This window comes from Caulobacter sp. UNC279MFTsu5.1, from assembly GCF_900114015.1.
GTDB lineage: Bacteria > Pseudomonadota > Alphaproteobacteria > Caulobacterales > Caulobacteraceae > Caulobacter.
Map to the genome: position 1 here is coordinate 124,807 of NZ_FORN01000002.1, position 23,671 is coordinate 148,477.

Annotated in this window: 22 protein-coding genes and 3 pseudogenes; 18 read left to right on the plus strand and 7 right to left on the minus strand. The window is 66.6% G+C overall.

Annotation, left to right across the window (positions count from 1 at the left end; genetic code table 11):
* Positions 1-116: 116 nt before the first annotated feature.
* The 3 genes and pseudogenes from BM066_RS26745 to BM066_RS00650 form a co-directional block, all read left to right on the plus strand.
* Positions 117-407, plus strand: a pseudogene (locus BM066_RS26745) (ParB/Srx family N-terminal domain-containing protein); the annotation flags it as partial.
* A gap of 57 nt (positions 408-464) precedes the next feature.
* Positions 465-1,121: pseudogene (locus tag BM066_RS26750) on the plus strand (type IV secretory system conjugative DNA transfer family protein); the annotation flags it as partial.
* 7 nt (positions 1,122-1,128) lie between these two features.
* Positions 1,129-1,536, plus strand: coding sequence for a hypothetical protein (locus BM066_RS00650; protein WP_018062479.1), 408 nt, complete (start codon positions 1,129-1,131; stop codon positions 1,534-1,536).
* A gap of 5 nt (positions 1,537-1,541) precedes the next feature.
* Here the strand turns inward: BM066_RS00650 and BM066_RS00655 are convergent, their stop codons facing one another.
* Genes BM066_RS00655 through BM066_RS00660 form a run of 3 tightly spaced genes read right to left on the minus strand, consistent with a single transcriptional unit; the run spans position 1,542 to position 5,171 of the window.
* On the minus strand, positions 1,542-3,452 hold the full coding sequence (locus BM066_RS00655) for an AAA family ATPase (RefSeq protein ID WP_177218340.1): 1,911 nt from the start codon (positions 3,450-3,452) through the stop codon (positions 1,542-1,544).
* Positions 3,449-3,964 carry an ABC-three component system middle component 5 gene (locus BM066_RS26275; protein ID WP_018062481.1) on the minus strand — a complete coding sequence of 172 codons (516 nt, stop codon included), beginning with the start codon at positions 3,962-3,964 and terminating at the stop codon, positions 3,449-3,451. The genes BM066_RS00655 and BM066_RS26275 overlap by 4 nt, the downstream gene beginning before the upstream one ends.
* Positions 3,957-5,171 carry an ABC-three component system protein gene (locus tag BM066_RS00660; RefSeq protein WP_177218341.1) on the minus strand — a complete coding sequence of 405 codons (1,215 nt, stop codon included), beginning with the start codon at positions 5,169-5,171 and terminating at the stop codon, positions 3,957-3,959. Before BM066_RS00660 ends, BM066_RS26275 begins: the two co-directional genes overlap by 8 nt.
* Before the next feature lie 227 nt (positions 5,172-5,398).
* On the opposite strand from BM066_RS00660, the gene trbB reads away from it, so the two are divergent.
* From trbB to BM066_RS00725, 13 genes are all read left to right on the plus strand, one after another.
* Positions 5,399-6,310: a P-type conjugative transfer ATPase TrbB gene (gene trbB, locus BM066_RS00665; RefSeq protein WP_049801152.1), complete on the plus strand. Its 912-nt coding sequence runs from the start codon at positions 5,399-5,401 to the stop codon at positions 6,308-6,310.
* 87 nt (positions 6,311-6,397) lie between these two features.
* On the plus strand, positions 6,398-6,706 hold the full coding sequence (locus BM066_RS00670; protein WP_018062484.1) for a TrbC/VirB2 family type IV secretion system protein: 309 nt from the start codon (positions 6,398-6,400) through the stop codon (positions 6,704-6,706).
* Positions 6,706-6,960 carry a VirB3 family type IV secretion system protein gene (locus BM066_RS00675; RefSeq protein WP_018062485.1) on the plus strand — a complete coding sequence of 85 codons (255 nt, stop codon included), beginning with the start codon at positions 6,706-6,708 and terminating at the stop codon, positions 6,958-6,960. Before BM066_RS00670 ends, BM066_RS00675 begins: the two co-directional genes overlap by 1 nt.
* 3 nt (positions 6,961-6,963) lie before the next feature.
* Positions 6,964-9,405: a conjugal transfer protein TrbE gene (trbE, locus tag BM066_RS00680; protein WP_018062486.1), complete on the plus strand. Its 2,442-nt coding sequence runs from the start codon at positions 6,964-6,966 to the stop codon at positions 9,403-9,405.
* The gene (gene trbJ, locus BM066_RS00685) at positions 9,402-10,106 is read left to right on the plus strand and encodes a P-type conjugative transfer protein TrbJ (protein WP_018062487.1); all 705 of its coding nucleotides are present in this window, start codon (positions 9,402-9,404) and stop codon (positions 10,104-10,106) included. The genes trbE and trbJ overlap by 4 nt, the downstream gene beginning before the upstream one ends.
* Positions 10,103-10,333: a putative entry exclusion protein TrbK-alt gene (gene trbK-alt, locus BM066_RS00690; protein ID WP_018062488.1), complete on the plus strand. Its 231-nt coding sequence runs from the start codon at positions 10,103-10,105 to the stop codon at positions 10,331-10,333. The genes trbJ and trbK-alt overlap by 4 nt, the downstream gene beginning before the upstream one ends.
* On the plus strand, positions 10,330-11,559 hold the full coding sequence (gene trbL, locus BM066_RS00695; RefSeq protein WP_018062489.1) for a P-type conjugative transfer protein TrbL: 1,230 nt from the start codon (positions 10,330-10,332) through the stop codon (positions 11,557-11,559). Before trbK-alt ends, trbL begins: the two co-directional genes overlap by 4 nt.
* Before the next feature lie 2 nt (positions 11,560-11,561).
* Positions 11,562-12,248, plus strand: a complete 687-nt coding sequence (gene trbF / locus BM066_RS00700) for a conjugal transfer protein TrbF (protein ID WP_018062490.1) — start codon at positions 11,562-11,564, stop codon at positions 12,246-12,248.
* A complete protein-coding gene (locus BM066_RS00705) occupies positions 12,245-13,012 on the plus strand; it encodes a TrbG/VirB9 family P-type conjugative transfer protein (protein WP_026176635.1) in 768 nt (255 codons plus the stop codon). The genes trbF and BM066_RS00705 overlap by 4 nt, the downstream gene beginning before the upstream one ends.
* On the plus strand, positions 13,009-14,142 hold the full coding sequence (locus BM066_RS00710) for a TraB/TrbI/VirB10 family type IV secretion system protein (RefSeq protein ID WP_018062491.1): 1,134 nt from the start codon (positions 13,009-13,011) through the stop codon (positions 14,140-14,142). The genes BM066_RS00705 and BM066_RS00710 overlap by 4 nt, the downstream gene beginning before the upstream one ends.
* Positions 14,139-14,363 (plus strand): DUF2274 domain-containing protein, encoded by a 225-nt coding sequence (locus tag BM066_RS00715; protein WP_018062492.1) that lies wholly within the window; start codon positions 14,139-14,141, stop codon positions 14,361-14,363. Before BM066_RS00710 ends, BM066_RS00715 begins: the two co-directional genes overlap by 4 nt.
* A gap of 20 nt (positions 14,364-14,383) precedes the next feature.
* On the plus strand, positions 14,384-14,665 hold the full coding sequence (locus tag BM066_RS00720) for a Rossmann-fold NAD(P)-binding domain-containing protein (RefSeq protein ID WP_018062493.1): 282 nt from the start codon (positions 14,384-14,386) through the stop codon (positions 14,663-14,665).
* Between the two features lie 70 nt (positions 14,666-14,735).
* Entirely contained in the window at positions 14,736-15,728 is a 993-nt protein-coding gene (locus tag BM066_RS00725) for a fumarylacetoacetate hydrolase family protein (RefSeq protein WP_026176636.1), read from the plus strand.
* 422 nt (positions 15,729-16,150) lie between these two features.
* Here the strand turns inward: BM066_RS00725 and BM066_RS00730 are convergent, their stop codons facing one another.
* The 3 genes from BM066_RS00730 to BM066_RS00740 all read right to left on the minus strand — a co-directional run bounded on the left by BM066_RS00730 (position 16,151) and on the right by BM066_RS00740 (position 21,132).
* Positions 16,151-18,337: a TonB-dependent receptor gene (locus BM066_RS00730; protein WP_026176637.1), complete on the minus strand. Its 2,187-nt coding sequence runs from the start codon at positions 18,335-18,337 to the stop codon at positions 16,151-16,153.
* 408 nt (positions 18,338-18,745) lie between these two features.
* Positions 18,746-19,459: a FadR/GntR family transcriptional regulator gene (locus BM066_RS00735; protein WP_177218343.1), complete on the minus strand. Its 714-nt coding sequence runs from the start codon at positions 19,457-19,459 to the stop codon at positions 18,746-18,748.
* Positions 19,460-19,593: 134 nt separating this feature from the next.
* Entirely contained in the window at positions 19,594-21,132 is a 1,539-nt protein-coding gene (locus BM066_RS00740; RefSeq protein ID WP_018062497.1) for an FAD-dependent monooxygenase, read from the minus strand.
* Positions 21,133-21,325: 193 nt separating this feature from the next.
* Here BM066_RS00740 and BM066_RS00745 point away from each other — a divergent pair, with 193 nt between their 5' ends.
* Both BM066_RS00745 and BM066_RS00750 read left to right on the plus strand, forming a co-directional pair.
* Positions 21,326-21,988 carry a TetR/AcrR family transcriptional regulator gene (locus tag BM066_RS00745; protein WP_018062498.1) on the plus strand — a complete coding sequence of 221 codons (663 nt, stop codon included), beginning with the start codon at positions 21,326-21,328 and terminating at the stop codon, positions 21,986-21,988.
* Between the two features lie 172 nt (positions 21,989-22,160).
* A pseudogene (locus tag BM066_RS00750) lies at positions 22,161-22,918 on the plus strand (IS5 family transposase).
* A 13-nt stretch (positions 22,919-22,931) separates the two neighbouring features.
* On the opposite strand, the gene BM066_RS00755 reads toward BM066_RS00750, so the two are convergent.
* Positions 22,932-23,624 carry a TetR/AcrR family transcriptional regulator gene (locus BM066_RS00755; RefSeq protein WP_018062501.1) on the minus strand — a complete coding sequence of 231 codons (693 nt, stop codon included), beginning with the start codon at positions 23,622-23,624 and terminating at the stop codon, positions 22,932-22,934.
* Between the last annotated feature and the right edge of the window lie 47 nt (positions 23,625-23,671).

Below are 23,671 nucleotides of genomic sequence, written 5' to 3' on the forward strand. Positions count from 1 at the left end.
CGCCCTGCAGCCGGGTCCCCGCGAAGCCGCCCCTCCGTTTGCCCCCCGGTCTCGCCGACAGGCGCCGGGTTCGAGCGCGCCCTTTGCGCTCGAACCCGTCAGCCCAGGAGGCTAAAATGACGACCTCACAGACCGCCGCCGTCGCCCAGCAAGGCGAAGTGCGAGACATTCCCCTCAACCGCCTGAAGGCCTCGCCCAAGAACGTCCGGCGCGTGGGCCACCCGCCGGAGGTGATCGAAGAGCGCGCCGCCTCGATCAAGGCCAAGGGCGTGTTGCAGCCCCTCGTGGTCGAACCCGAGACCAAGGGCGGCCAGCAGACCGGCTACTATCTCGTCAGCATCGGGGAGGGGCGTCGCCAAGCCCTGCGCCTGCTGGCCAAGCGCAAGGTCTTGGCCAAGACCGTGCCGGTGCGCTGCGTTGTCGACACGGTCAACGACCCCTCCGAGGTCTCCCTGGACGAGAATATCAGCCGCGAGTCCAACCAGATCGCCAAGGCTTACGGCGAGAACAATTCTATCCTGGACAACTGCCATGTCCGGGTCGCCTTCGCCACGAACGACGAGCGCACCGCACGGCGGATCAGCGACAGCCTCGGCACCGCCACCGAGATGCGGGCAATGAAGAACTACGCCGGGCATCGGCTCTCTCCATGGCTCGGCCATTTGATGGTCAGCCGCCAGGAAACCGCCCGTCCGCTGCTGACGCCCGGCGAGGTGATGCAACTGCCGCCCGACCAGGCCGTGGTCCAGGTGTCGGGACTAGCGCCGATCCGGGCTCAGAAGATCCGCTACTACGCCGACCCGCGGCTGGCCGAACGTGTGCAGGCGCCACCAAGGGATCTCTCGGCGATCTCGGCGGATACGCCCACGGAATGGGCCCAGGTTATCGAAGGCGCCAGCGGCAAGGCCCGGTCAAGCGAGGGTGGCGACGAGGGCGGGCTGAAGCTGGAGCCGGAGCTGCCCGGCCTGGAGGATCCAGCGCCGACCACGCCGCCAGACGAGGCACCCTGGTCCGAGCCCGAAGATGGCGACGACGAGTCCCAGCAGGCCGAGCAGGCCCGCCGCTTCCGCTCGGCGGCGCGTCAGGCCGCGCTCGATCCTGATGACGGAATCCCGCTGTGAGGCCGCGATGAAGGTTCAGACCAAGGTGTTCCTGAGCCGCGACCTGTCGCTGGCTCTGGATGCGGCAGCGCGGAGAATGCGCCGCTCCAAGTCGGAGATCATGCAGGCGGCCCTGGCTTCGTTCCTGTCAGCGGATGGCGATGAGGCCAAGGAGGCGGCGGTTGTGCGTCGGCTTGATCGGATGAGCCGGGAGCTGGAACGGATCCAGCGCGACGTGACGATCTCGAACGAGGCGGTGGCGCTGTTCGTCAAGGCGTGGCTGACGGCGACGCCGGTGCTGGCCGAAGCCGATCAGCGGGCGCAGTCGGCCAAGGGGCAGGAGAGGTATCTCGGCTTTCTGGAGGCGTTGGGCAGGCGATTGGAGACTGGCAAGCTGCTGCGCACGGAAGTCCCGGTGGAAAGTTCAGTCAGCTGACGCCTTCATTTCACGTCGAGCGTGTGTCGCGCCTGCGAATACTCTCCGCCGACGACGTAGGGGCTTCCCGCTAGTTCAGGAGCGATCTTCGACGTCGAAAAGATAAGTTGGTGGTCTACCTTCGCGGCCGCGCTTTCTTGCAAAATAATCCGTTGGAAGTTCCAGGATCTCTCCGGGACCATCCCCTTGTCTTCGATATTGTCCATCAGCATGAAGCGGGGGAGGTTGAATTTAGGATCATTCAATGAGGTGACGAACAGACTGAGAAGAAAGCCGTTTTTCAAGACAACCATGCCGCTCGCGCTGCCTACCCGATTTTTGTCTCCATTAATGGCGATCCAGTCATCAGCGAAATCGAAAGTAACGGAGTCGATGTCACCGAAGTCGCTATGCTCGTGTAGGTCCCGATCTAGTATGTCCTTCAGGTTCTCCGAGATCGCCGTGTAGGCGATCGCCTTTCGTCGTTGTTGAGCGGTCTCGGTCGCAGAAATCTTATCCTTCATTTCTACGATACGTTCGTTTAGGCGTGCCTTCTCGGTCGTAAGCCTGTCGATTTCTTGTGCAAGTGTTTGCCTTTGTTCGAGTTGCGCAATCTGGCTATCGAGAAACCCGATTTGGCGGCTGACGTCGGCCAGCATGTTCTCGAACTTCGAGGATGCGCCGCGTCGTCCCAACTCACTTGCCGAAAGCGCCGTCCGTAGAGCTGTGTTGGCTGATCTCAGGCGCGACTTGAGGGAGATAAGTTCGGCCTCACGAGATTCTTGAAGGCTCCGGGACTCGTCAATCTGCATTTGCAGATCGAGCTTCACCGCGAGTGCGCGACTCTCGTCTTCGCCTTCGGTCCGGGCCTCGCCGCAAAGGTGGCAAGATTTATCACTGTGCTCGTGAGTTGCCGCTAACGGTGAGAAGCAAGATGGGCAGAATTCGAAACGCACGGCTCCCAATGCGAAGAAAGTAGAAGCGGCGTCGTCGAACTCATCGATTGCCAGAGAGAGGTGATCGATAAACTGATCTGCATCGGTTAGTTCGAACTCAAGCGTCTCGATTTGATCCGTTAGGTTCGCAACGAGCGCCTTTGCTGTAGCGAGTTCTTTCCGCTGCCGCTTCACGAGTTGATCGGCTTCGGCGCTCGAAAATGCCTCCTCCGCGCGCTCCAGGAGGTCGTCCAGCTGGGCCTGCAAGGTTGCTCGGCGATGATTGGATTCGAGCAGTGCTGCCGTGATTTGTTCTCCCAACACATTGTCGCCATGGCTGCTGGCGATGGCGATGAGGCTGCGAAGGCGAGTGGAAACTTCAGAGTATTCCTTTTCCCGTTCGCGAAGGAAAAGCTGTAGGGCGTATAGGTCATAGCCGCCGAGGCCGCAGAGCAGATCGCCGACTGCTTGGCGCGTCTGCCAAGTGTCGAAAGTCTCGACGCGGAATATACGCTGGATAGGCGTCAACTGATCCGAGTACAGTACTCGGAGAAGCTGGTGCATCGTTATATTGCTCACCCCGTCGCTAATAGCCTCCGGTATCCCGATGGCATTGAATAGGACTTGGCTGAAGCTATAACCGTTGTCAGGCCGGCGGTAGGGGAAGGTCTCCCAGGTCCGCATATCCGCTGAAACGGCCTCGTCGTAGGAACCGAAGTAGATTTGCATCGGACGTCCGCCTGTATCAGAGACGTCGCGACGGATGGTGATTATTGATTTTCCCGCCGTGATTTCGGCCAGTACATAGGTCGCCAGTGCGGCTTCCTTGCGCCATTCCTTGAGGTCGCCGCCAAGTGCAAAGTAAATAAAATCGGCGATCGTGCTTTTACCCGACCCATTTGAGCCGTGTATAATGTTCACGCCTGAATGAAAGACCTCATCATAGAGGATGTTCTGGTTGCGATGTACACTAAGGCGATTGATTTTGAGAAGACCGGTCACGCGGCTATTGCCCGAGTAGGGAGGCCCGCTTTGCGATAGACGCTGTTGGCGCCCCGCAACGGCAAGGTCGAGAACGATTTGACAAGGAAATTGGTTATTCCACCGTCGGTGCTGTTTCTCTCCAGCGCGCGGTCTTTGAGCTGTTCTGGGAGCAGTGACAAATCGATTGCCAGCAATCCCTGTTGCATCTGCAGTGGAGACGCGAGCCCGCGAGCTGCGAGTTGGGCTACGGCTGAGTTTTGATAGAGCCTCAGATCCTGAAATACGGCTGCGGGGCTCGGTAGGCGTATGAAGATCTTTTCCGGACGTGGAATATCGAGCGCCCGAAAGGCCGCTTTCACCTCTTGCGGCATCGAAGTGCGATGCAGGAGCGGCGGGTAAAGAAGGAACATGTCTAGGATACGCGCGCGCTCAAGCTCCAGCGGAGCACCGTTGGCGATGACCAGCCGGATGAGCCGAAACGCGCAGTGGTAGGCGTCTCGCGATGAGTGCCAGACACGAAGATTAGCCATTGTCCCAGCTCACATGGCAGTTGCCTGCCAAATAGTAGAACGCGCTATCGACAAGCCCGGACGTACCTTCTCCGCCGTCCGCGTCATGTGCCTTCAGGCAGGGATCAAGCACCGACTCCTGGAGAGCGTGGTCAATCGTGGCGCCGTCAGTGCCGTCGGCGATGAGCGGACCGACGTATCGTCTGTATCTCGTCTCGATGTTCGACATCAGCCGGGTGTATTGTCGAACCGCCGATGGCTGGGCGATGTTGCGTTGGAGCGTCATGCTGAAGCGCTCCTTCTGCTTTTCAGCCCAAACGATCTCGGCTTGCCTGCCGGTCGCCGTCAGTTTTTCGGCCAGCGTCCGCCTATCGGAGGGCGCTTGGGACGTGAAGGCGTTGTACTCCGATTCAATAACCGCATCGCCACCTCCGCCGGAATCGTCCGAAGCGGCCGTGGTGGCGAGTAGGTCGGTGATCACCGTCGAGATCGACTGATAAAGCTGGGCGTCTCGATCGACCAACTTCGTGATGGAAATGTGGTCGGCTTGGATCGCTACTGGATCGCATCCAAGAACGTTGGGGTTCGCTGTTGTCTGGTCGACGACCAAGACAGTCTTCGTCTTCTCGACCTCATAGTAACATTCCACATTGAGTTCAGATTTTCCGGCCCAGTTGCTGAACCAGATGCCCAGGTCCACCAACTGGTCGCCACCGCGCTCGAGTTCGCGAATGGTCTTGGTCGTGGCGAGCCCAATGATGCGGTTCACCGCCTTGGCAAATTCAGCGCCTTGATGCGGCGTGGCGATGAAAATGACGCCGACGGTGCTGCGTCCAATCGCCTTGTGTCGCTCGCTCGAAGCATCGAGCGACTTCCTGAGCATCTGCTTGACGATCAGGCCGCCCAGGCTGTGGGTGATGAAAAGGATTGGGCGGCCCCGTGAAGGGCGGCTTGCCAACCGGTCGAGAAGGATCGTGGCGCGATCGGCTAAGCTGGCGCCGCCGCCCTTCATGAACGACGAGAAGACTGAAGAGTCGTATCCAGCCGAATAGACGTTCGCGGCCGGGAAGTCGGCGGCTAACCAGCTAGGCCAGAATTCCCCGTTGGAGTGCGTCCACGTACCCTTCAGATCGCCGGTCAGCCCATGGACGAAGATGATGTCCACTGGCGCATTGGCGCAGGGCTTTTCGCGGGCGCCCGCAACGTATTCGAGTTTTGAATCGGACATAAGACCCCCAGGTAGAGCACAGCTTGGGGGGCGCCCTATGTCAAGTTGTGGCTTGTCCGCAGTGGGGCCTCCCGCCGTTCTCCTGCCTTTGCCGCCGTTTGTACGACGCGCCGATTTGGCTGTTGAGCCAGGGCAAAACCGGGTCTTCTTACTCATCCCCGTGAGAACAACGGGGATTGGCCGTGCAGGCTTCCGACACCGACACCGCTCTGGACCGCAGCCGTCGCATGCTGCGCACCGCCCTGGGATCGCTGGTCCTGGCGCGGCTGGAAGACCCCGGCGTGGCCGAGGTCATGCTCAATCCCGATGGCCGGGTCTGGATCGATCGCTTCGACCAGGGCCTGGTCACCGCGGACCTGATGATCGCGCCGGCTGACGGCGAGCGGATCATTCGCCTTGTCGCCCACCATGTCGGTGTCGAGGTCCATGCCGGACAGCCACGGCTGTCGGCCGAGCTGCCCGGATCGGGCGAGCGCTTCCAGGGCCTGCTGCCGCCGCTCGTCGCCGCGCCCACCTTCTCCATCCGAAAGCCCGCCAGCCGTGTCTTCCGCCTCGACGACTATGTCCTGGGCGGGGTGATAAGCGATGGGCAGGCCGGGGCCTTGGCTGCCGCCGTCGCCGATCGCGCCAACATCCTGGTCGTCGGGCCGACCTCCAGCGGCAAGACCACCCTGGTCAACGCCCTGCTGGCCGAGGTCGCCGAGGCAGATGACCGCGTCGTCCTGATCGAGGACCTGCGCGAGCTGCAGTGCCCGGCCCGCAACCTCGTACCACTGCGCACTTCTGATGAGGCGGGCGTGGGCCTGGGCGATCTCGTCCGGGCCGCCCTGCGCCTGCGGCCCGACCGCATCGTGGTCGGCGAGGTGCGCGGCGGCGAGGCGCTCGACCTGGTCAAGGCCTGGGGTACGGGACATCCGGGCGGGGTGGGGACCCTTCACGCCGGCTCGGCCCTGGGCGCGCTGCTGCGTCTGGAGCAGCTGATCCAAGAGGCGGTCGTCACCGTGCCCCGCGGTCTGATCGCCGACACCATCGACGTCATCGCCGTCTTGTCTGGCCGCGGCCGACAGCGACGGCTCGTCGAACTGGCCCGTCTTGAGGGCCTAGGCCCGGACGGCGCCTACCGGCTCAAGCCGGTCTAAGCCGCCCCTCCCAAACCCCCGAAAATCTGGAGCTTTATGATGTCTGCTTCGCAGCATTGCCTTCGCGCGCGCCTGCTCGCCGGCACGATGTTCGATCGTCTGGGCCATCTGGCCCTTGCCGCCAGCCTGGCGCTGGTCGCCGCGCCGGCCCAGGCGGCCGGGTCCTCCATGCCCTGGGAGGAGCCGCTCGAACAGATCCTGGAGTCGGTCGAAGGGCCCGTCGCCAAGATCATCGCCGTCATCATCATCATCATGACCGGCCTGACCCTGGCCTTCGGCGAGACGTCCGGCGGGTCGCGACGGCTGATCCAGATCGTCTTCGGCCTGTCGATCGCCTTCGCCGCCTCCAGCTTCTTCCTGAGTTTCTTCTCGTTCGGCGGCGGGGCGCTGGTCTAATGGCCGGTCCCTACAGCGCGCCGGTCCACCGCGCCCTGGTCGAACCGATGCTGCTGGGCGGGGCGCCGCGCGCCCTGGCCCTGGCCAACGGCACGCTGGCGGCCGCCCTGGCCCTGGGCTTGCGGCTCTGGGTCCTGGGCGCGGCGGTGTGGTTCGCCGCCCACGTCCTGGCGGTCTGGGCCGCGCGCCACGACCCGCAGTTCGTCGAGGTTGGCCGCCGCCACGTGCGGCTGCCCGCCCGGCTGGAGGTCTGAGCCATGCTCGACCTTCGTGAGTATCGCCGCCGCGCGGCCGGGCTCTGCGATTTCCTGCCGTGGGCGGCCCTGGTCGCGCCGGGCGTCGTCCTCAACAAGGATGGTAGCTTCCAGCGCACGGCCGCCTTCCGTGGTCCCGATCTGGACAGCGCCACCGAGGTCGAGACCGGGGTGGCGGCTGCACGCCTCAACAGCGCCCTGCGCCGGTTGGGCTCGGGCTGGGCGATGTTCATCGAAGCCCGGCGCGATCCCAGCGACGGCTACCCCGCCAGCGCCTTCGCCGATCCGGTCTCGGCCCTGGTCGACGAGGAGCGCAAGGCCAGCTTCGCCGCCGACGGCGAACACTTCGAGAGCCGTTACTTCCTGACGCTGCTCTACCAGCCACCGGCCGAACGGGCAGGGCGGCTGGAGGCGGCCTTCATCGAGGGACGGGCCCAGCGGGGTCTGGACTGGCGGGCCGAGCTGGCCGGCTTCGTCGATCGCACTGACCGTCTTCTGGGGCTGCTGGAGGCCCTGATGCCTCAGGTGGCCTGGCTCGATGACGCCGGGACCTTGAGCTTCCTGCATGGGGCGGTGTCGACCACCCGGCAGCGCGTGGCCGTCCCCGAAACCCCGATGCAGCTGGACGCGCTGCTGGCGACCGAGGGGCTGACCGGCGGCCTCGAACCCCAGTTGGGTGCAGCGCACCTGCGGGTCCTGACGCTGACGGGCTTCCCGGTCGCCACCGCGCCAGGCCTGCTCGACGAACTCAATCGCCTGCCGATCGCCTACCGCTGGACCACCCGGGCGATCTGCCTGGACAAGACCGCGGCCAACGGGGTGCTGGCGAAGATACGGCGCCAGTGGTTCGCCAAGCGCAAGTCGGTCCTGGCCCTGCTGCGCGAAGCCCTGACCCAGGAGCCTTCGGCCCTGGTCGACAACGACGCGGCCAACAAGGCCTCTGAAGCTGACCAGGCCCTGCAGGACCTCGGCGGCGACGCGGTGGCCTACGCCTATGTCACCGCCACGCTGGTCGTCTGGGATCGGGACCCGGTCCGAGCCGACGCCAAGCTAGCCTTGGCCGAGAAGGTCATCCAGGGCCGCGACCTGACGGTGATGCGCGAGCGGGCAAACGCCGTGGAGGCGTGGCTGGGGACCCTGCCGGGCCACGTCTTCGCCAATGTCCGCCAGCCGCTGCTGTCGACCCTCAACCTCGTCCACCTGGCGCCGGTAAGCGCGGTCTGGGCAGGGGCCGAACGCAACGTCCATCTGGACGGTCCGCCACTGATGATGGCGACCGCCGCCGGCTCGACGCCGTTTCGGCTGTCGCTGCACGTGGGCGACGTCGGCCACAGCTTGGTCGTCGGTCCGACGGGCGCGGGCAAGAGCGTGCTCCTGGCCATGCTGGCCCTGCAGTTTCGACGCTATCCGCGCGCCCGCGTCTTTGCCTTCGACCATGGCGGCTCGATCCGCGCGGCGGTCCTGGGGATGGGCGGCGCCTTCCATGACCTGGGCGGGGTGCTGGCCGATACGGGAAGCGCGGTGGCCCTGCAGCCCCTGGCGCGGATCGATCGACGCGGCGAGCACGTCTGGGCGGTCGGCTGGCTGTCGGCAATCCTGAGCCGGGCTGGGGTGAACATCACGCCGGAGGTGCGCGGCCACCTGTGGTCGGCGCTGACCAGTCTGGCCGGCGCCCCGGTCCCGGAGCGGACCCTGAGCGGGCTTTGCGCGCTACTGGCCCCGCCGCCGCTCAAGCGCGCCCTGGAGCCCTATGTGGTCGGCGGCCCGTTCGGCGCGCTGCTCGACGCCGAGGGCGAGGCCCTGGGCGAGGACCGCATCCAGGCCTTCGAAACCGAAGGCCTGGTCGGCACGGCCGCGGCCGCCCCGGTGCTGGCCTACCTCTTCCATCGCATCGAGACGCGTCTCGACGGTTCGCCGACCCTGATCCTGGTCGACGAGGGCTGGCTGGCCCTGGACGACCCGGCCTTCGGCGAGCAGCTGCGCAAGTGGCTAAAGACCCTGCGCAAGAAGAACGGCGCGGTCGTCTTCGCCACCCAATCCCTGGCCGACGTCGAGGCCAGCAGCATCGCCGCGTCGCTGATCGAGCTGTGCCCCAGCCGGATTTTCCTACCCAACGCCCACGGCGCCGAACCGCAAGGCGCGGCCTTCTACCGGCGCTTCGGGCTCAACGGTCGCCAGATAGAGCTGATCGCCCACGCCGTCCCCAAGCGTGACTACTACCTGCAGTCGCCGCTCGGTGGGCGACTGTTCGAGCTGGGTCTTGGGCCGGTGGCCCTGGCCTTCGCCGCCGCCTCGTCCAAGGCCGACCAGGCTGCGATCGCCGACACGCTGAGCGCCTTCGGACCGGCCGACTTCGCCCGCGCCTGGCTCATCCGGCGCGGGCTGCCCTGGGCCGCCGAGCTGCTGGGCCCTGCTTCTTCCTTCCTTCCGGAGACATCGTCATGACCCTCCACCGCCGCGGCTTTATCGCCGCACTGGGTCTGGGGCTGGCCGTCGCGCCGCTCGCCCATGCCCAGTTCACCGTCTTCGATCCCAGCAACTACGCGCAGAACGTCCTGACGGCGGCGCGCACGCTGGAGAGCGTCAACAACCAGATCCGCTCGCTGCAGAACGAGGCGCAGATGCTGATGGGGCAGGCCAAGGCCCTGGCCAACCTGCCGTTCTCGTCCCTGGCCGCACTTCAGGCCCAGCTCACCGAGACCCGTCGGTTGCTGAGCCAGGCCCAGGGCATCGCCTATGACGTCTCCCAGATCCAGACCAGCTTTCGGCAGTCCTATGACGTCCTGAACGGTCCGGTCACGGGCGCGACCCTGGCCGCGCGCGCCGACGCCCGCTGGGATGCGGCGGTGGCCGGGCTGCAGGACGCCCTGAAGCTTCAGGCTGGGATCGTCGGGGGCTTCGGCGACAGCGCCAGCCAGATGAGCCAGCTCGTGGACGCCAGCCAGGACGCGATCGGCGGGCTGCAGGCCGCCCAGGCCGGCAACCAGCTGCTGGCGCTCCAATCCCAGCAGTTGGCCCAGCTCCTGGCCCTGACCGCGGCCCAAGGCCGAGCTGAAGCCCTGGAGGCAGCCGATCGCGCCGCGGCCCGGGCCGACGCCAAGGCCCGGTTCGCCAAGTTCATGGGCCGCGAAGGAAGCGGACAATGATCCGCGCGGTGGCCATGGCCCTGGCCGTGTGGATCGGGCTGATCGCCATCGTCCTGACCGCGCGTCACGAAGTTTCTGCGCCGGCCAAGCCGCCAGTCGCCGTTCAGGCCCGCCAGGACGAGCTGGCCAGGTGCCGGGCGATCGGGGAGGGCGCGGCCAACGACGCCGCCTGCCATGCCGCCTGGGCCAAGGCTCGGGCGCGCTTCTTCGGGAGGGACGCCTCGTGAGCGACCTTTCCGTCGTCGACCAGTTCTTCGACACCTTCAATCGCTACATCGACTCCGGCTTTGGGCTGGTTCACGGCGAGGTGTCGTTCCTGTCGGCCACCCTGGTGGCCATCGATGTGACCCTGGCGGCCCTGATGTGGTCCTGGTCCACCGGCGAGGACATCCTGGCCCGGCTGGTGCGCAAGACCCTCTATGTCGGCTTCTTCGCCTTCATCATCGGCAACTTCCAACGCCTGGCCGGCATCGTCCTGACGAGTTTCGCGGGCCTGGGGCTGAAGGCGTCTGGCGCCGGCCTCTCAGCCGACGATCTCCTGCGCCCCGGCAAGCTGGCCCTGACTGGGTTTTCGGCGGCCATGCCATTCCTCGAGGCCGCCTCGGATCTGACCGGCTTTCCGGCCTTCTTCGAGAACATGGTGCAGGCCGTCGTCCTGCTGGTGGGCTGGATCCTGGTCCTGCTGGCCTTCTTCATCATGGCCGTCCAGCTCTTCGTGACTCTGATCGAGTTCAAGCTGGTTACCCTGGCCGGCTTTGTGCTGGTCCCCTTCGGGCTCTTCGGCAAGACCGCGTTCCTGGCCGAGCGCGTGCTGGGCGGCGTGGCCGCCACGGGTGTCAAGGTTTTGGTCCTGGCGGTGATCGTCGGGATCGGCTCGACCCTCTTTGAGACCTTCCAGCAGCAGGCCGGCGGCGAGGCCCCGACCTTGGTGGAGGTGGCCGCGATGGTGCTGGCCGCCCTGGTTCTCCTGGGTCTTTCCATCTTCAGCCCTTCGGTGGCCGCGGGCCTTTTGTCAGGCGCGCCGCAGCTGGGCGCCGGCGCGGCGGTCGGGACGGGCCTGGTGGCCGGCGGTGTGGCCATGGCCGGCGCTGGGCTTGCCAGCATCGCGCTGGGGGGCTCGGCCAGCGCCGCGGCGGCGGCCGGCGGTGGCGCGGCTGGCGGTGGCCTGGGCGGCGGTCCGGCCGGTGGCGCGCCAAGCGGCGGTCCGACGCCGCCGCAACCGGGCGGATCCTCGCCCAGCGGAGCCGCGCCTCAGCCTTCGCCGAAGCCGCGCACCGACAATCGCGATCCGGGCGACGGCGGCGGTCAGCCCTCCGGCGGTGCCGAGCCGGACTGGGCGCGAGACCTGAAGACCAAGCAGGCCGTGGCGCATGGGGTGAGCCTGGCCGCCCACGCCACGGCTGCGGGCGACAATCACGGCGGCGGCGCTGCCCCCAAAATCTCGGAGGACTGACCATGAACCCCTTCAAGGGATCGGCGCGCTATGGCGCGACGCCGGCGCCGGAGACCCCCTATCAACGAGCGGGACAGGCCTGGGACGAGCGGATCGGATCGGCCCGTGTCCAGGCCGCCAACTGGCGATACGCCGCCCTGGGGTTGTTGCTGGCCAACACCGCCTTGTCGGGAAGTCTGGCCTGGCTGGCCGCCAGAGGATCGATCACCCCCTGGGTGGTGCAGGTGGACAAGCTGGGCGAACCGCGGATCGTCGCGCCGGCCGCCTTGGGTGCCAAGCCCGCCGACGCGGCGATCGCCTGGGCGCTGTCGCGGTTCATCGCCGACGTGCGCACCCGCTCAATCGATCCGGTCCTGATGCGCCAAGCCTGGCTCCGCGCCTACGACTTCGTCGAGGGCGATGGCGCGGCCACGCTGTCGGACTACGCCCGTCGCGCCGACCCGTTCGGCGAAGCCGCCCACACCCAGGTGTTGGTCGAGGTGACGAATGTGGTCCGCGCCTCGCCGACGAGCTTCCGGGTGACCTGGACCGAACAGCGCTTCACCGCCGGCGAGCGCGTCGGTGTCGAGCGCTGGGTCGCGGTCTTGGGCGTGTCGATCTCGACCCCGCGTACGCCGGAAGGCCTGAGGGCCAACCCTTTGGGCGTGCGCATCAACGCCATCGCCTGGAGCAAGGAGTTCGGGGCATGAAGAGCCTGGCCATCCTCATCGCCGCCTGGCTGTCGGCGTCCGCCGTCGCGGCCCAGGATGCGCGCCTGGCCACGCCGGGCGGCGCGCGCGACTACGACTTCGTGGACCAGACCGTCTATCCGCTGGTCGCCACGCCCGGCCGTATCACCGACATTGTCCTGGAGCCGGGCGAGACGCTGACGGGGCCGATCGCGGCGGGCGACACCGCCCGCTGGATCATCGCCGACAGCGCCAGCGGCTCTGGATCCACGCGGCGCATCCATGTGCTGGTCAAGCCGACGGTCGCGCCGCTGGCCACCAACCTGCTGATCATGTCCGACCGCCGCACCTACCATCTGGAACTGCGGGCCAGCGCCCGGACCTGGTTCTCCGAGATCGCTTGGCGCTATCCGCCAGTCGAACCGTCACCGGTGCCTATCCCGGCCGAGCCGATCGCACCCGCGGAGATCACCATTCCCGATCCGGAAGGATCGATCTTCGCTTACCGGCTCGAGGGGGATCAGGTCGCCTGGCGGCCCGCGCGGGTCTTCGACAACGGCCGGCGCACCTACATCGTCTTTGCGCCGAGCGCCGATCTCACGGCGCTGCCGCCGCTCTATCAGGTTGGTGAGGATGGCAAGGCCAGCGAGCTGATCGACTACCACGTCTTCGGTCGGACCCTGATCGTCGATCGCCTCGTGGATCGGGTCGAGCTGCGCCTGGGCCTGGGGCGCAGGGCCAAAGCCGTCCGCATCATCCGCACGGCCAAGGAGGCGACGCGATGAACGAGCAGCACCACCCCGATGCGGCCGACAGCCCCAAGACCCTGCGTCTTCGTGGAGACGCGCCGCCGGTCGCGAGGCTGTCGCGCCAGGCCCTGGCGATCGGCGCCGGCGTCTTGTCGACGACCCTGGTCGGAGCGCTCTTCTGGTCGCTCGCCGACCATCATAAGGCTGCGCCACCGGTCGCGCGTGAACCGGGGCCCGTGGCCCCGCCAGAGGGCGTGACCGCTCAACCGCGCGACTATCGCGCGAAGGCGACGCCACAGCTTGGCCCGCCCTTGCCCGGAGATCTGGGGCGACCGATCCTCAAGGCCCACAACCGGCGTTTCGACACAACCGCGGTCACCGCCACGCCCGCGCCGGACAGCGTTCCGGCCAGAGGCCCAGCCCCGTCGGCGCCGCGGGCGAGCGGCGCAACCCATGCCACGTCCGGCCTGTTCTTCGACGCGATGACCGATCGCAAGCCCCAGGCGGATCAAGCTGGCGGCGCTGCCGTCACGCCCGTCGTCCCGTCCGCGGACTCGCGCACGACCAGCCCCGAACGGCTGGCAACACCAGCCTCCAACTACATCGTGCTGGCGGGAACGAGCATTTCCGGCGCTCTGGTGACCGGGCTTCGGTCCGACGCGCCCGGCCTAGCGGTGGGGCAGGTGACCCGAGACGTCTTCGACGGGCTGGGGCGCGGCGTGCGGTTGATCCCGGCTGGCGCACGGCTGATCGGCGGGTACGACACCGAGGTCGCGTCGGGCGCGGCGCGGCTGCGGATCAAGTGGACGCGTCTGATCCTGCCCGATGGGCGCTCGATCGTGCTGGATGATCTGCCCGCCGCCGACGCACAGGGCTTTGCCGGGCTGCAGGACGGTGTCGACCGCCACGGCCGAGCCGTCGTTGGCGCGGCCGCGCTCAGCACCGTCCTGGCTCTGGGCGCCGAGGCCGGCTCCAGCAGCGACGACGCCTTGATCGAGGCCATCAGGCGCGGAGGGGCGAGGTCGGTTTCGGACGTTGGCCAGCAGGCGGTCTCCAAGAGCCTGGCCTTGCCGCCGGTCCTCACCGTGCGGCCCGGCGCTCCGATGACGGTCTTGCTGGCGCGCGATCTGGTTCTTGAACCCTACGAAGAGAAGGCGACCCGATGAGCAAGCTGAAACTGGGGCCGATCGAGGACGACACGCCGGTCAAGCTTGCCCTTGAGCTTCCTGCGGCGCTGCACCGCGATCTTGTCGACTACGCCAAGGTCTTGGCCACCGAAACCGGCGGCAAAGCGGTGGAGCCGGCCAAGCTCGTCGCGCCGATGCTCGCGCGGTTCATGGCCACCGACCGGGCGTTCGTGCGCGGTCGCCGGTCTCGCAGCGCCTAGGTCGAAGGTGTGAGGAGGCGTTGGTCCACGCCGCCCTGTTGCCGCGGGATCGACTTGGCGCGCGGCGGGCCTTCACCCTGCCGGCCCAACGGGTGTCGTTCGACGCCCTGATCGCGGCGCTGAAGCGACGCTATCCCCAGAGCCGGTCGACGGTCGCCTTCGCGCCCGACGCCGAGATCGAAGCCCAGTTCGCCCGGCAACCTGTCCTGACGACCGCCCTCGGCGACCTCCTGGGCTTTCGTCACGACGGCGATCTGGACGCTCTGGTCCGGCAAGCCCTGGCGCAGGCCGCGGCGTCATGATCGCCGTTCGACCTGGCCGGACGGGTCGTGTTGGCGACCACCCTCTGGGATGGAAACGAGGAACTCGCTCATGAAGCTCTCCACACTCGCCGATGGGAGCAGGGATGGCCGGCTGGTGATCGTCTCGGCCGACCTGACCCGCGCCATCGCCGCCGACGATATCGCGCCCACGCTGCAGGCGGCGCTGGACGCATGGTCCAATGTCGAGGCGGCCTTACGGGCGCGCTCCGATGATCTGGCGTCGGGTCGCGCCGCCGCCGCCTTCGACTATTCCCAGGCCCAGGCTCTGGCGCCATTGCCGCGCGCTTGGCAGTGGCTGGACGGGTCAGCCTATGAGAGCCATGGCGAGCTGATGCAGAGGGTCTTCAAGATGGATCCAACGCCCAAGGGAAGACCCCTTATGTATCAAGGGGTTTCCGACACCTTCTATAGCGCCACTCAAGACGTCGCCTTTCCCAGCGAGGACGACGGTATCGATTTCGAAGGCGAGTTCGGCGTCATTGTCGACGAGACTCCGATGGGCGTGACGGCCGAGCAGGCGGCGCGCCATATCCGCCTGGTCGTCCAGATCAACGACTGGTCGTTGCGGACCCTGGCCCCGGTCGAGATGAAAACAGGCTTTGGCTGGATCCAGGCCAAGCCGCCCTGCAGCATGGCCCCGCTGGCCGTCACGCCCGACGCGCTCGGCGCGTCATGGCGAGACGGCCGGGTCGATCTGCCGCTTTGCGTCGACTGGAATGGCCAGCGTTTTGGCGCCGCCGAGGGCTATCCAATGGCCTTTTCGTTTCCGCAACTGGTGTCGCACGCGGCGCGGACGCGCACGCTTTGCGCCGGCACCATCATCGGCTCGGGCACCGTGTCGAACGAGAATTACAGAGCCGTGGGGTCTTCGTGCATCGCAGAGCGCCGAGGGATCGAAATCCTCGACGAAGGCGCCCCGCGCACAGGCTTCATGCGGTTTGGCGATCGGGTGAGGATGGAGACCCGCATGCGCGACGGCAGTCCTCTGTTCGGCGCCATCGATCAGCAGGTCGTCGAGGCCGGCGTCGCCAGGGCGATCTGAGCGCGCCCCTAGGCCTGGTCGATGATGGGTTGGATGCAGGCCTAGGCCCGGGACCTCGACGCCGACGACGTCGCCGGCTTTCATTCCGGACGATGGTTCGCGCAAGCCTCGCGCGAGATCCTGCGCCGGACGCGGCGCCGGGATTGATCCCTGATCGAGCAGGACCTGGAGATTGGATTGACGCCTCTCACCGCGCTCCGCGATCGGAGTGGTTGGCGAGCGCGGCGATCAATGCGCCGGCGACCGCGTCGAGAATGAGCCTCAAGGCGCCGACCGAGCGGGCCTTGCCGCTGCTATTCGACGCCGCTCGTCGGATCGGCGCGGTTTTGGCGAGCCATCGCCGCGTCTGAAGCGGACGACGCCGCGCCGGACGGCGAAGAATGGCCCCGCCGCCGACCGGCAGGGCCTTGTCGGCGAACCGACTAGAAATGCATGCCGAGGCTGACGCCGTACATGCGCGGGGCTTGCGGCGTGGCCGAGTCGCCGGCCGTTGAGCGGGCGATGGTGGCGTAGATCTTCTCGTTGGTGAGGTTGTTGCCCCACAGCTTCACGTCCAGGTTCCCGCTCGGGGCGGTCCAGGTCAGCGAGCCATTGATCATTGTATAGCTCGGCTGCTTGGCGCCGTTCTGGGGGTCGAAGTAGTAGGTCGATCGGTACTGGGCGACCGCGAACAGCGACAGATCGCCCGTCCGCAGCGGCCAGGTGTACTGGGTGCTGAAGTTGACGGTCCGCTTAGAGGCGTAGGTCAGCTGCTTGCCCGAAAGTTCGATGGGAGCCAGGGTGAAGCCCCCCATGCCGCCGCTCGGATTGACGCTGGTGATCGGCACGGCCGTGTAGCCGGGGCCGCCCACGAACGAGGTGTAGGTCGGGTCCATCAGCGTGCCCGACAACTGCAGGGTCAGGCCCCGGAGCGGTTTGCCCGTGACCTCAAAGTCCACGCCCTTGATCTTGGCCGCGGCGGCGTTGGACAGGGTGTAGAAGCCGTTGACGAACTGCTGAACCTGAAGGTTTTTGTAGTCGTAGTGATAGGCCGCCAGGTTGATACGCAGTCGATGGTCGAGCCAGTCGCTCTTCAGGCCGCCCTCGACCGCGTCGATGGTCTCCGGCTTCACCGGGTCGGTATTGAGGCTGACCATGTTGAACACCCCGGCCTTAAAGCCGCGGCTATAGGTCAGATACCCCAGCACGCCCTCGGCGAAATCATGATCCAGCGAGACCTTGAAGGTCGGTTTGGAGAACTTGGCGGTTCGGGCTGAGGCGATCGTGCTGCCGGGCTGGGTGGTCTTGGCCAGGACGACGGGCGTAGCCAGGCGCAGGGTCTGGGAGCCTTGGGTCTCCCGATAGTCGACCGTGTCGCGCAGGCCGACGGTCACGCGCGTATCGTCGGTGAAGGAATAGGCGCCCTGGGTGAACGCCGCAAACGAGGTCGTGGTTTGGTAGACGTAGATGTCGACCGGGGCCAGCGCGCTGTAGCCGTAGCCCAGGAAGGTGATCGGGTTGTCCGTCGCCTTGTCGTGATAGAAGAAGCCGCCGAGGATCCACTTCAGCTTTGAATCGCTGGCGGTCGAGGACAGGAGCTGGACTTCCTGGGTGAAGGTCTCCGACCAGGGATTGGTGTCCAGGGCCTTCCAGTCGGCCGGTGTCCCGTCGCTATCGATGGGGCCATGCACCTCGGCCTTGCGGTAGGCGGTGATGCTGACCAGTTCGGCTGCGCCCAAGTCGTGCCAGACCTTGAGGCTGGCGCCGTACTGCCTGCTGTCGGAATAGGCCGGGCGATTGAGGTCGACGTTGTAGAAGCCGATATAGGTCGACAGGAACGGACCTGGATTGCCCGTCGCGCCGGGCGGCCGGAACGCCCCGCCCTCGACCGTGTTGCGGGCGGTGCCCACGTCCTGACGGTCCTTGGCGTAGTCGGCGATGAGGGTGACTTTGGTCGCGTCGGAAGGCGCCCAGACCCACTTGGAGCGAGCGGCGAAGTTCTTCGACGTGAAGACGTCGTCGCCGGTGTAGAGGTTCTTGCCCCAACCCTTTTTCTGGTTGTGGTAGTAAAGCGCCAGGTCGGCGGCGATATTTTCGGTCACGCCAGTCGTGCCGTAGGCTGTGGCGTCGATGGTGTTGTAGTTGCCGTAGCCGACCTTGGCGTCACCCGAACGGACGTGGCCCGGATCCTTGGTGGTGATCTGGATGACGCCGCCCGTGGCGTTGCGGCCAAACAGCGTGCCTTGCGGACCCTTGTCCACCTCGATCGCGGCGATGTTGTTGAACGAGAAGATGCTGGCGTACTGCGAGCCGATATAGACGTTGTCGACGTAGGTCGATACGGCCGCTTCCGAACCTGGGCTGGTGATGTTGGAGCCCACGCCGCGCAGGAACGGCGTGCCGGCCCCCGGGCCGACGCGACCGAAGGTCAGGCCCGGCGTGACCGTGGCCAGGTTGTCGACGCTGGTGATGCCTTGCTTCTCGAGGGCCTCTCCAGTGAAGGCGGTGATCGCCACGGGCACAGCCTGGGCCGATTCACTGCGCTTTTGCGCGGTGACGATGACTTCCTCGATCTGCTCAGCGGCGGGGGCCTTGTCCTGAGCCACAGCCGGCGTGGCCGCCAAACTCATCAGAAGACACGCCAAGGCGCATCCAGCCAGAAGCTGCGATTTCACGGATCTCTCTCCCCAATGCTTTTTTGTTCGCCGCTTGGGCGGCTCCAACCAATTCTTGACCACTTTGGTTTGGGGCGTCCAGATAAATTGTCCAAAGTGGTCTAATTTGGTGCGGGCTGGCGGGCGAGACGCGCGAAGCCGCAAGCCGCAAGCCGCAAGCCGAGGGCCAGGGGCGCTGGGTGATTGGGATTAGATCTTGATGCTAGGGAAAGGTCGGGCGGGCGGGCGCCAATGATTGGCGCCGCCCTGCCGGTTCGATCGATGGGCAGCCTGTCGCTACAGGCGTCATGGAGCGTCGAATGGGTTCGAAATGATTGGGGGCAACGCCGGTCCGCCTTGGCTCCTGGCGGCCCCCGCCTAGGGTCAGCCGGCTTCCAACTGGTCCAGGTCGAAGGTGGAATCGATCATCTGCGAGCGGGTCACCCCCAGATGCTTGCGCATGGCGAGGATGGCGGTCCGGGGATTGCGCGCTTCGATCGCCTCGACGATCGCCTCGTGCTCCTCGAACGAGTGGTAATCGCTCTTGGGGCCAGCATCTTCCTTCTGCAGGTTTCCCCACACCACGTAGCGGCGCACGCCGTTGAGCAGGCGCTGGAACTCGATCAGCAGCACATTACCCGTCGCTTCGGCCAGCTTGTTGTGAAACTGCCAGTCCAGGCGCGCATAGTCCTCCCAGCTGGCGGCCTTGCGCATGTTCCGGCACAGCTCGCGCAGTTCAGCCACCTGGGCCGGCGTGGCGCTGAGGGCGGCCAGGCCCGCCAGCTCCGGCTCGATGATCAAGCGCGCCTGCATCGCCGCCAGCGGGCTGGTCCGCGCGACGATATCGTCCTCGGTCGGAGGGTGTTCGGAAAGATCGGGGGCCAGGAAGGTGCCGCGTCCCACGTGCCGATTGATCAGGCCGTCGCCCTCCAGGACCGACAGCGCCTTGCGGATTTCCGCGCGGCTGACGCAGAACTGGGCGGCGAGATCCCGCTCCGGCGGCAGCTTGCGGCTCGGGCCGAGGTTGGCCGAGGTCAGCCAGCCGCGGACGGTCGACAGAAGATAAGGGCTTACCAAGGGCGGAATACGCTCGATCAATTTGGCCTCCATTGGTTGCGGACCTTAGGGGAGGCTGATGCAAAGCGAAAGCCAAGAGACGCCGGGCGGCTGGTCCCGCGACCTGGCCGCGGGGCAAGACAATCGAAAGATACCGGGCGCCAGGCCGCGCCGGGTCAAAGACTCGGGGCGACCCGCCGGATGATGTCCTTTAGCGAGGCCAGGGATTTGGGGCCGGCGAGGTGGGCGATGTAGCCGTCGGGCCGAACCAGAACGATGGCGTCATCCGACAGGCCGTAGGCCTTGCGGAACGTACCCTTGTGATCGACCAGCCGGTGGTCGAAGCCATACCTGTCCTCGGTGTTGATGGCGATGCGCTTGAGGCCGGCGCCGCGCCGCGGCCATCCGAGGGCGGCCAGGTCGCGCGCGGCCTGGTCGCCATAGGCGATCGCGGTGAACTGTGGTCCGGCCAGGCGCTGGAAAAGGCGGGTCGCCTTGCCGTTCTCCTTCAGGATGGCGTCGGGCGCGCGGTCGCCGGCGCTGAGGGCGCGTGCGTCCTGGGCCGAAGCGGCGACCAGCGGGCCGTCGCGGTAGGTGATCGCCAGCTGGGATTCGTCGCGGCCACGCTTCATCGCCGCCGGGTCGGCCGTGGCCAGTCCCTCGAAGTTCTTGGTCGCCAGGGCCAGGACGGCCTGGGCGACAGCGCGCCGCTCGGCCTGATAGCTGTCGAGCAGGATCGGATCGGCGCCCGCCAGCACCTGCGCCAGCTTCCAGCCGAGATTATAGGCGTCCTGGATGCCGGTGTTGAGCCCCTGCGCCCCGGTCGGCGGATGGACGTGCGCGGCGTCGCCGGCCAGGAACACCCGCCCTTGGCGATAGGCCTGGGCCAGGCGGATGTTCGGCCGGAAAACCGAACTCCACCGCACGTCGGTCACCGCGATCGACCGGGATTTGGCCCGGACCCGAATCCGTTCGTTGATCGCCTCGAGCGCCAGGTCCGGGGTCTCGCCGTCGCGCAGTCGGATCATCCATTGGAAGAGATCGGTGTGGGGGAGGGGGCAGGCGGCCATGAACTTGCCGGCCGGTCCTGGCCAGACGTGCCAGCGGTCGCGGGAAAGGCCGGAGGTCACCGCATCGACGATGATCATCCGGTCTTCCTCGTCGGTCGAACCGGCGAAGTCGATGTCCAGCGTTTGGCGCACCAGGCTGCCGCCGCCGTCGGCGCCCACCAGGTAGCGGGCTCGGACCGTCTCGGCCTGGCCCTTGCGGCTCAGCGTGGCCTCCACGTGATCGGCGGTCTGGCTGAGGCTCTTGAGCTCGGTGTCGAAACTGATCGTCTGGCCCGCCGCCCGCAAGCGGTCGTGCAGCGCCGGATCGATGTGGAACTGCGGGATGAGCAGCATGTTGGGGAAGGGAATGGCGGCGGTCGGCTTGGACTTGGCCATCATTCGCCAGGGCAGGACCAGAGGACCCAGATGGAGACCCACCAGCGGATAGGGCTCGGCCGCCGCGGCGATGGCGTCATAGACGCCCAAATCCTCCAGGACCTCAAGGCTGCGGGGCTGCAAGCCCTTGGCGCGTGAACCGTCGAAACTGTGGGCGGCCTTGTCGATGATCCGAAAGCGCAGGCCGCGCCGCGCCAGATCGATTCCCAAGGCGCTGCCGGTGGGGCCGGCGCCGACGATCAGCACATCGAGCATGTCCGAGGTGGTCATCTGAAGGCTCCACGGTTCGCCCGAAGGCGGCGGTATTGGACACGGGAGTGTGGACCAAAGGCCATTCCCGAATTATGGATACGGTGTATCCGAAACTATCGAGCCTGGCAATTGGACGCCATGCGTTGAATCGGCGCACAGGCGATGGTCTGAGACGCAAGCGGGTTGCGCTGAGGCGCTGGCGGAGGCGAAGGTGACGAACGATCCGGCCAAGACGGCGGGCAAGCGACGGGGGCGTCCGGCCCTGTCGGTCGAGCGCATCGTCTCGACGGCGGTCGAGCTGGTCGACGCCGAGGGTGTGGAGGCGCTGTCGATGCGGGCCCTGGCCGACAAGCTGGAGTCAGGCACGGCGACCCTCTATCGGCACTTCGGCAACAAGGTCGACCTGCTGGCGGCGATCATCGAGGCGCTGCTCGGCGAAATCGACCTGGGCGAGGACGCATTCGAGAGCCAGCCCTGGGAGGAGGGACTGCGGGCGATGGCCAGCCGCATGTCCACGGCCTTGCGCCGGCACCCGGGGGCGGCGAGGCTGCTCGCCGACGTCATGCCGACCGGGCCCACCGCTATGCGCCTGCGTGAACGGTCCCTGGCGATGCTGCTGCGAAACGGCTTTCCCCCGGACCTGGCGGCCAAGGCCCACGCTACCGTGGCGCGCTACGTACTGGGCGCCGTCGTCCTGGCCGCCGGCCCTGGGCTTGGCGCGGACCAACAGACCCAGGCCGTGCATCTGGAGGCGATCGACGCCGCCCGTTTTCCGGCCACGGTCCAGGTCGCGCCGGCCCTGCCGATCTCCGAAGCCGATGAGTTCGCCTTCGGCCTGGACTTGATGATCGCGGGCCTGCGCGCCCGTCTCTGAGGATCTTCCGACGGCCTTTGAGCGCGCGACCAGCTATCCTGCCAAGGCGCGCCGAGGCCCGCTGCGCCCAATCCCGCAACCGCGCGGGGACTAGGGCCAATCGACATTCAGGATTCTCATGAGTTGAGATGTCTGATTCATAGGGCTGCGTTCGATGGACGGAGCCCTTCTCATGTCGGCTAAGCGCTACGAATTGAACCAGACGCAATGGGAGCGGATAGCTCCGTTGCTGCCGGGCAAGGCCGGTGATCCCGGGCGCACGGCGCAGGACAACAGGCTGTTCGTCAACGGCGTGCTCTGGGTGCTGCGGTCCGGCGCGCACTGGCGCGACCTCCCCGAACGCTATGGCCTCTGGAAAACGGCCCACAAACGGTTCAGCCGCTGGTCCAAAGCCGGTGTCTGGGATCGGGTGTTCGCCGACCTGATCAAGGATCGGGACAACCAGTACCTGATGATAGACAGCACCCTGGTTCGCGCTCACCAGCAGGCCGCGACCGGAAAAGGGGGGCCTCGGATCAGGCTCTGGGGCGCTCCCGAGGCGGACTGACCACCAAGATCCACATGGCCGCCGACACTCTGGGTCGGCCCGTCCGCTTCCTGCTGACCCCAGGCCAGAGCGGCGACGCCCCGGCTGCGCCCGCCTTGATCGCCGGCTTCCAGCCAAAGGCCGTGCTGGCCGACAAGGCCTACGACTCCAACGCCCTGCGCAAGATCATCGCCGACCTTGGAGCCAAGGCCGTCATCCCATCAAACCGCACCCGCAAGGTGCTCATCGCCCACGACGTTGAGGCCTACCGCGCCAGGAACCGCATCGAGCGCTGCTTCTCCAAGCTCAAGCACTTCCGGCGCTTCGCAACCCGATACGATCGCAGGACTGTCCACTTCCTAGGCTTCGTCTTGCTCGCCGCCGCTATGGTCTGGATGCGCTGAATGTCGATTGGCCCTAGGCCGTCGCGGGGGCCGCCGCGGGGGCCGGCGTGCGGAAGAACAGGCGCTCGCAGGTGGCGATGTGGGCGTTGATCGCCGCCTCGACGTCCGGGCGCGTTCCGGTCAGCAGTTCGATCTCCCGGGCCGACCGATAGGGGCTCGTGGCGGCGCCCAAGAACAGATAGAGCAAGGTCAGAGCATCGCCCTCGACGAAGCGTCCCTCCGCCTGGGCCTGGGCGATCAGGCGCGTGGTTCGGCCGACCGTGGGGCCGACGTGATGGGTGACGAACCAGGTCAGCCGATCCGAAGCCTGGGTGTTCTCATGCGTCAGCAGCCGGAAGAAGTCGGGGTTCTCGGCGCAAAAGCGGATGTAATAGTCGAAGTCGCGGCGCAGGCGAGCGGCGGCGTCTTTCGACGACCTCGAACGCGACGAGCCGACGCCACGCCGGGTGTACCAGCTGACGACTTCCCGAACCGTCTCGTACCAGAGCTGTTCCTTGTTGCGGAAATGATAGAGGACCAGCGAGTGCGGCACCTGCGCGGCGTCGGAGATCCCGCGTGTCGTGGCCCCGTCAAAGCTTCGCAGCGCAAATTCCGACAGGGCGGCCTTGATGATCTTCAGGCGCGTGTCGACGGTTCGTTGCTGCTTGCGGCGACGAACAGGCGCGGGCTTTTCACCGCTGACGTTCTCGATCTGCTCCGTCGTCAAATCCGCACCCCCAGGAAAGGGGGCGCAGATTTGCACGGGAATGGGAC